At 69.6% G+C, this 1,294-nt stretch carries 1 protein-coding gene; it reads right to left on the bottom strand.

All coding sequences use genetic code 11. The features are described 5' to 3' along the window. Positions 1-272: 272 nt before the first annotated feature. Positions 273-1,253 carry a TetR/AcrR family transcriptional regulator gene (locus ACY45C_RS10180; protein WP_462187382.1) on the bottom strand — a complete coding sequence of 327 codons (981 nt, stop codon included), beginning with the start codon at positions 1,251-1,253 and terminating at the stop codon, positions 273-275. Positions 1,254-1,294 lie beyond the last annotated feature (41 nt).

The following is a 1,294-nucleotide window of genomic DNA, read 5'->3' as shown; positions in this document are numbered from 1 at the left end:
GGCCGTGGCGGAGGCAAAGCCGCCAAGACCTACCCCCGGCGGCAGATGTGTCGACCCGTCCGCGGCGTGCGCCGGACAGGCGGAAGGCTCATCATCCAAACACTGATCCATCCTCCACACGCGACCACCCTACCGCCCCAGACAAACAAGAGCGAAAGCGGCATTTGCCACGACCAAATAGACGGACCACCATCTACGAACGTCTGAAGAGTGAGATGAGGCACATGAACCGCGAAGGTGGGTGGATACGAAGGGGTGATGCGCCGGATCGCTCACGATCCGGCGCATACAGTCGTCAGTGGAGCCGGACGGAGGCCAGGTCCGGCGCGGGAGGCGGGTGAGACGCCGCGGCCTCCCGGCACGCGGGACGTTCCCCGTGCGCCGGGCAAGATGTCGCGACCGGACCCGCGTCGGCGACCGGGGCATCCTGTGACCCGGTCAGGTGCACCGGAGGGAGACCTGTCACTTTCATGCCCCTCATCACCCACCGCGCCGCAGCCGCCGGAGCCAGCGGCGGAGGCCGCGCCAGAGTCAGCGGCGGAGACGGAGACGGCGGGATCGTCACCGAGAGCGGCGAGGGCGGCGGCCACGATCTCCCCCTGCTCCGCGGCGGAGACCAGGGGGGTGAATGTCCTCGGTACCTGCGAGACGAGGACCCGGAGGCGCTCGGAGCAGGTGACCGCTTCGCCCGTGCCGCCGCGCTCCTCGTCGGCGCTGGTGGACTGCCGGGCGGCGGCCTGGGCACGTTCGATCGCCATCCCGATGATCCCCCCCCGCAGGGACCCGACCGCGCAGTACGCGCGCAGCAACCCGAGATGGGTGGGAGCCGGCCCCGCGAGCCCGTGCACGAGGGCCTGCTGCAGCGACAGGATGTCGCTCTTGCCGATCTTGCGGTGGATCACCGAGGGGTCGTCGGCGAAGACGAGCAGCACGCCATCGGGGCCCGCCAGGGCCTCGACGAATCGCTCGATGATGACCCGGGGGGACGGCGGCGGGGACTGCCGAACGAGATCGACGAGTCGACCCAGCTCGGACACGAAGGGCTCCAGCAGGGCGTCGAGGATCGTCTCCTTCGACGGAAAGTGGTAGTAGAGCGCTGCCTTCGTCACTCCCAGGCGCTCGGAGATGTCCCGCACCGAGGTGCCGGCATACCCCTGTTCGCTGAAGAGGCTCATGGCGGCGGCAAGGATCCGCGATCTGGTATCGCCCCGTGGATCGGGCGATGCCGGCTCGGGCGATGCCGGCTCGGTCATGGCGGCCCTGCACCCCCCCGATCGAGTCCGCGACGGATGTT

It is taken from the genome of Frankia sp. CcWB2 (assembly GCF_977927585.1).
The sequence above is the reverse complement of the archived record's forward strand: the minus strand, read 5'-3'. Positions and strand labels throughout refer to the sequence as shown.